Annotated in this window: 6 protein-coding genes; 4 read left to right on the top strand and 2 right to left on the bottom strand. The window is 35.5% G+C overall.

Translation table 11 applies throughout. The annotated features are described in order from the left end of the window. Nucleotides 1-517 precede the first annotated feature (517 nt). Both trxA and dnaE read right to left on the bottom strand, forming a co-directional pair. Nucleotides 518-832 carry a thioredoxin gene (trxA, locus tag HXN26_RS10595; protein ID WP_025000985.1) on the bottom strand — a complete coding sequence of 105 codons (315 nt, stop codon included), beginning with the start codon at nucleotides 830-832 and terminating at the stop codon, nucleotides 518-520. An 80-nt stretch (nucleotides 833-912) separates the two neighbouring features. Next, nucleotides 913-4629 carry a DNA polymerase III subunit alpha gene (gene dnaE / locus HXN26_RS10590; RefSeq protein ID WP_273161200.1) on the bottom strand — a complete coding sequence of 1239 codons (3717 nt, stop codon included), beginning with the start codon at nucleotides 4627-4629 and terminating at the stop codon, nucleotides 913-915. Nucleotides 4630-4762: 133 nt separating this feature from the next. Between dnaE and HXN26_RS10585 the strand changes: the two genes are divergently transcribed. The 4 genes from HXN26_RS10585 to HXN26_RS10570 all read left to right on the top strand — a co-directional run. After that, nucleotides 4763-5455, top strand: a complete 693-nt coding sequence (locus HXN26_RS10585) for a phosphatidylserine decarboxylase family protein (protein WP_273161198.1) — start codon at nucleotides 4763-4765, stop codon at nucleotides 5453-5455. Between the two features lie 31 nt (nucleotides 5456-5486). Beyond that, nucleotides 5487-6182 (top strand): CDP-diacylglycerol--serine O-phosphatidyltransferase, encoded by a 696-nt coding sequence (pssA, locus tag HXN26_RS10580; protein WP_273161197.1) that lies wholly within the window; start codon nucleotides 5487-5489, stop codon nucleotides 6180-6182. 45 nt (nucleotides 6183-6227) lie between these two features. Then, on the top strand, nucleotides 6228-6494 hold the full coding sequence (locus HXN26_RS10575) for a DUF4834 domain-containing protein (RefSeq protein ID WP_273161195.1): 267 nt from the start codon (nucleotides 6228-6230) through the stop codon (nucleotides 6492-6494). Between the two features lie 266 nt (nucleotides 6495-6760). Continuing rightward, a partial coding sequence (locus HXN26_RS10570; protein ID WP_475852963.1) for a transposase occupies nucleotides 6761-6962 on the top strand: 202 nt, incomplete at its 3' end.

Raw genomic sequence — 6962 nt, 5'->3', positions numbered from 1 at the left:
AGCTTGTCAATACAAGCTTTATGCTGAAATATTGTTTTTAAGGAACGACTATTTATCGTTGGTGTATGGTTTTATAAATACTCAACTTTATCTATTATAATAAGAGTAAATCAACAAGTTCTTAAGAGAAAAATAAATAAACAAGAAAAAGGTAATTATAAAAATAAAAAATGTAATTACATTTTTGAAAATTGTAATTACATTTTTTGAATTTTATAATGATGATTTCTTCAAACGACTATACTGATACGTAACGCTATTAAAAAATAAATCTGCTGAATCTTTAGATTAAAAAAATAAGTATGAAAAAGAGGGTGTGTCAAAATATAAATCCACCTTTCTAAATCTTACAGATTGAAATAACCCCTATAAGAAGAATCCATTTCAAACTCATTATTGAGTTGAGAAATGGACTCTTCTTTGCTTTTATAGGAGTTCAACTTACAGATTATAAGTTGTCAAGTTCCAAATTAGTATTTTGACACACCCTCTTTACTTTTCGTATTTAACTGCTTAATTAAAGCAAAGTCTTAAATTTCTCGTCGAGCTTATCTTTAGATGCAGCACCAACAAACTTATCTACCAATTCACCATTCTTAAAGAAGAGAATAGTAGGAATGTTACGCACTCCATAATCGATAGCTACATCGTCGTTGTCCTCAATATTGCATTTACCAACAACTATCTTACCATCGTATTCATTTGCCAATTCAGAAATGATTGGGCCAATCATCTTGCAAGGACCACACCAAGTTGCCCACAAGTCAACTACCAATGGCAATTCACCATTCTTATAACTCTCAAAATTTTCGGTTGTAATTTCAACTTCCATGTTTTTTAGATTTTTTGTTAAACAATTATTTTCTTATTTTCTAAATATTCTCCAAATATTATGCCAACTTTTCTGATATGTCAGTTTATCCTATAATCCATATTCTCTTCTTTGGCAATAAAGTCGAGCAATGTACGATCTACATTTACGCCTTTACTTAGACTATACAAAGTAACTAATGATTGGTCAGCGGTGTATAATTCTATACAAAGTTGTGTGGTTCCTTCATTCCCATCAACGAGAGTAACAAGGTCTGAAACCATTTGATCGTTCACGGAAGAAGCATCCATTGAAATGGTAAAGCGCTCTAATCTGTGTTCTTTTACATCATAAAGCTGTTCTACTTTTAGCACTTTCAGTTCGTAAATATTACTATTACGATAACGAGACTGACACTTTGCTGTTACATATATCGTGTAGTTTTCTTTCATTACGCCATTCCATCGTGCCCAATCGTCGCCAAACAAGGCAAGTTCTCCCGAACCTTCAAAATCTTCTATTGTAACAAATCCGAAAGGCTTACCCGTCTTTTGAGAAAAACGCTCGTTTACTGCAGTAATAATTCCACCAAAGGTTATTTCCTCACGCTTTGATAGTTCTTCCAAATCTGCACCTCTACCAATTTCTTCTACATGCGTATTACACAAATTATTCAAAATCACACTGTAATCGTCTAAAGGGTGTGCTGAGAGATAGATACCAACTAGCTCGCGTTCTCTATTTAGTTTTTCAATACTAGGCCAACGTTCAGTTTTGGGTACAACAGGCTGTGCTATTTCAACAGCATCATCACCACCAAAGAGTGAATTTTGCATTTGTGCTTTCTCTTGTTGGAATAACTGCGCATAACGAACCAAAGAATCGAGGAAAGTTACACCTTTAGCATTCACACCAAAGAATTCTTCTCGTTGCAAACCAAAGCTATCAAAACCTCCACTATAAGCCAAACTTTCAAAAGCTTTGCGGTTCACATTGCTAAGATCAATTCGCTCAGCAAAATCGAAAATACTTTTATAAGGGCCATTCTTCTCGCGTTCGTTTACAATTGCCATAGCAGCACCCGTTCCCATTCCTTTAATAGCAGATAGACCGAAACGAATTTCACCTTTCTTATTCACACCAAATTCCATCTGACTTTCATTTACATCAGGCCCTAATGTTAATATCTTAAGCGACTTGCACTCTTCCATCAACTTTGTAATTTCAGTAATCTGACTAAACCGACGTGTCATCAAAGCTGCCATAAATTCGGCAGGATAATGTGCTTTCAAATAAGCTGTCTGATATGCTACCCACGAATAACATGTTGCATGCGACTTATTAAATGCATAACTTGCAAACTTTTCCCAATCACCCCATATTTTTTCCAAAATTTCGGGGTCATGTCCATTTGCCTTTCCTTGCGCAAGGAATTTAGGTTTCATTTGGTCTACTATGGCCTTCTTCTTTTTACCCATAGCCTTACGCAAAGCATCACTCTCACCACGAGTGAAATTTGCAAGCTGACGACTTAACAACATCACTTGCTCTTGATAAACGGTAATACCATACGTATCCTTCAAGTACTTCTCCATACAAGGAATATCGTACTGAACCAACGCAGGATTATTCTTACGTTTAATAAAATCAGGAATATAATCCATTGGACCTGGACGATAAAGAGCATTCATTGCAATAAGATCCTCAAATACAGTCGGGTGTAATTCACGCAAATATTTCTGCATACCTGCCGATTCAAACTGGAATGTTCCAATAGTTTGTCCTTTTTGATAAAGCTGGTAAGTTAGTTCATCGTCAATAGGAATATTCTCGATATCTATTATATCACCTGTAGTTTGCTTAATTACTTTGCATGCTTCCTTAATCTCAGACAATGTTTTTAGTCCAAGGAAGTCCATTTTTATTAGTCCTGTCGTTTCAATAACATGTCCATCATACTGAGTAACAGGAACCTTTTGGTCTGGAAAATCTGGATCTGTCGCAGTAGAAATAGGAACCCAATCACTGATAGGGTTTCGACAAATTATAAAGCCACAAGCATGAATTCCTGTTCCACGCACTGTTCCTTCCAACATCTTTGCATACTTAATAGTATTGCGTTCGCGGTTATCTTCGCTAACTTCAGCTTCTTGCAACAATGGTGTGCAAGCAATGGCATTCTTTAAATTCATTTTCATGCCATCGGGTAAACGTTCTGGGATCGCTTTACAAAGCCGATTTGAAACCTCCAATGGTAAACCCTCAACACGCGCAACATCTTTAATAGAGTTCTTAGTTGCCATTGTAGAATAAGTAATGATATGTGCACAATTTTCCTCACCATACTTATCCATTACCCATTGCAATACTCTTCCCCGGCCATCATCATCAAAGTCTGTATCAATATCAGGAAGATTTACACGATCTGGATTCAAAAAACGTTCAAAAAGCAAGTCATATTTTAAGGGATCTATTCGTGTTATTCCTAAACAATAAGCCACAACTGAACCTGCTGCTGAACCACGTCCTGGTCCAACCATTACATTTAATTCGTTTCGAGCAGCATTGATAAAGTCTTGAACTATGAGGAAATATCCAGGAAAACCCATTGTCTTCATTACGTGCAATTCAAATGTTATCGCTTTCTCTACGTCTTCAGGAATAGGATCTCCATACAATTGTTTTGCTCCATCGTGTGCAAGTTTGGCCAAATAGTCAGCTTCAAACTTTATACGATAAATTTTTTCATAACCACCTAAACGGTCTATAACAGCCTGTCCATCTTCTGGAGAAAGCTGATTTTCTCCATTTTCATCGGTAGTAAATTCATCGTATAGTTGTTGTTCGCTGAACTTTGTTCGCCATTCTTCTTCTGTTCCAAAACTTTCAGGAATAGGGAAAAATGGCATAATGGGGCCATTATCTATGTTATAAATTTCAACCTTATTGAGTATTTCCAACGTATTACTTAGAGCATCTGGCAAATCAGAGAAAACTTCATTCATCTCTTCACGCGTTTTAAACCACTCTTGTTTCGAGTAACGCATTCGAGTAGGAGAATTTAAATCCTCTTGTGTGGAAAGACAAAGTAAGTGATCATGTGCTTCTGCCGTTTCTTTATCTTCAAAGTGACAATCATTGGTACACACATATTTTATTCCGTATTCTTTTGCAAATTGCAATAAAACACGGTTAACTTTTTGTTGCAAAGGAAAGGCTTCTCGATTGGCTAACAACGTTGGATCTTTTACTTCATGACGCTGCAACTCCAAATAAAAATCTTCCCCAAAAACTCTGTGATACCATTCTACAGCTTCTCGAGCAGCTTCCATGTCTCCTTTCATTATATTACGTGGAATCTCACCAGCTAAGCAAGCTGTACAAACAATTAATCCTTCATGATACTTTTCTAAATCAGCACGATCAGTTCTTGGACGATAATAATATCCGTCAACCCAAGCATGCGAAACCAACCTAATAAGGTTCTTGTACCCTTTGTAATTTTTGGCTAATACTATAAGATGATAACCAGAATTATCGTGCATCTCTTTCACCTTATCTTCTTTACGACGTCGAGCTACATACATCTCACAACCAAAGATAGGTTTAAAAGGTTCTTCGCCATTCTTTTTTCGCGCTTTGTTTATATTAGCACAATAATCGGCAAATTCTTTTATTCCATACATTACACCATGATCAGTAATTGCCATACCTTTCATTCCATTCTTTACAGCTTTATCAACAAGATATGTTACCTTCGACTGGCCGTCAAGGATTGAATAATGTGTATGCACATGTAAATGTACGAAATCTTCCATTCTATATTATCACAGTTTTTGAGTTTCAAAGATACGACATATATGCGACATGTCCAAAAGAATAAGAGTAAAAATTTGCGAGAGTTACAAAAAATAAGTATCTTTGCATTCGTTAAAACCACACTCTCACAGAATGGGAAAGATTAAGAGGAAACTCAAGAAAATAAGAATACATCACGAAGGCACAGACCAGCTTCTTTATGGAGGTATTGGCATTGGGCTCATAGCTTTATTGCTTTGGTTTGGCTTAGATTCTAAAATACCTTTTTGGATTTTCATTGCAATTTTTGGAACAATTTATTGCATTGTTTTAAATTTTTATCGTTGTCCCATTCGCTATTTTGATGGCGAAGAAACGGAAAAGATTGTTGTTGCTCCTGCTGATGGACACATTGTTGTAGTAGAAGAAGTAGAAGAAAATAAGTACTTCCACGACCGCCGTATTATGGTATCTATTTTTATGAGCCTTTGGAATGTTCATGCTAATTGGTTTCCTGTAGACGGAACCGTAAAACTTGCCAAGCATTTTGATGGTAACTACCATAAAGCATGGTTACCAAAAGCAAGTGAAGAAAACGAACATGCTGACATTATTATAACAACTCCAGACGGCAGAGATATTCTATGTCGTCAAATCGCTGGTGCAGTTGCACGTCGTATTGTAACTTACGCAAAGGAAGGAGATGAATGTTTTATTGACGAACACATGGGCTTTATTAAGTTAGGTAGCCGTGTAGACGTTTTCTTACCGATAGATTCTGAAATCTGCGTAAAGATGGGACAATCTACAAGAGGCGACCAAACTATCCTTGCAAAACTTAGTTAGTCCCTTTTGTTAGCTAATTAGTTAATGAAAAATGACAATCAAGAAACACATACCCAATACGATAACTTGCTGCAACCTTATATCGGGTTGTATTGCTATTGCATTCGCTTTTAGTGGAAATATTGAATTATCGTTTACTTGGATAATTATCGGAGCTATCTTCGATTTCTTTGATGGAATGTCAGCAAGACTTTTAAATGTTAGTTCTCCAATTGGTAAAGAACTTGATTCACTTGCTGATGTCATTACCTTTGGTGTAGCGCCATCTACAATTTTGTTTAGCAAATTAAGTATTATGGCTTACCCACCTATGTTTGATTCATTACGCTTCGTACTTCCTTTTGCAGCCTACATTATGGCAGCCTTTTCAGCGTTACGTTTAGCCAAATTTAATCTTGATGAACGTCAGACTCTTGGTTTTATAGGATTGCCAACACCTGCAAATGCTCTCTTTTGGGGGGCACTTATGATTGGAGCAGGAAAATGGATTGAATCTTCTCCCTATATGTTATTTTTTATATTAGGGGGTATCCTGGTAAGTTCATGGCTGATGATTTCAGAAATACCAATGTTTGCACTTAAGTTTAAGGAATGGGACTGGAAAGGAAATCAAGTTAAATATATATTTCTACTCACTTGTATTCCTTTGCTTCTGATATTTGGTATTTCAGGATTGGCTATCATTATTGCTTGGTATGTCATCATATCGTATTTCATAAAGAAATAGAAGTTTGAGTTCCCTACCCTATATAGGTTTAATTTATAAAAAGCTATGATTATACTAAAATTTGCTTTCTTTATATTCGTTGCATTTCTCGTTACGATATTACTTATTGCCTATAAATTTTATAAGATAATAACGCGTACTCAACGCAGATTCCGCCCAGAAGATGTAGAAGAAGGAGTAAATGTAGACGGAAATACTATAGTAGACAAACGCCCAGAATATAAACGCAATAAGCAAGTAATTAGCGATGATGAAGGCGAATACGTTGATTTTATAGATAGTGACATATCGTCTGAAGATAAGAAGTTATAAACCAATATTTATATTCTTACAAAAGGTTACAAAAATTTCTATTCTTTATAACAATATGAAAATGTTCAATAGGTTTTTATTAACCAATTGGGCATTTTTTCATTCTATAAATACTAACGATTTTAGTTAAACACCCCATAAAGGTATTTATTTAGTCCTCCCTTATAAACCTAATATTCCTCTGATTCATAGTATATTATCCTGTAAATTATTTGCTTATATCTGCAAGTTTTTGTACCTTTACATTATAAATCTTGCAGATATTTATGCTTAAACGTACATCTAAACAGCTCTCTATGTTCTCTTCTTTAGAGGACATGCTTAGCCATGAACATCCCCTTTTCCAACTTAGTAATAAGATTAATTGGGAATGTTTTGAAAATGCTTTTTCTCCTTTGTATTGCAACACTAACGGTCGCCCTGCTCATCCTATTCGCTTGATGTGTGGTCTTTTAATTTTAAAACATT

Origin of the sequence: Prevotella aurantiaca (assembly GCF_015262605.1) — a bacterium.
In the GTDB taxonomy this organism is placed as follows: domain Bacteria; phylum Bacteroidota; class Bacteroidia; order Bacteroidales; family Bacteroidaceae; genus Prevotella; species Prevotella aurantiaca.
This window is presented reverse-complemented; position numbering and strand designations above follow the sequence as displayed.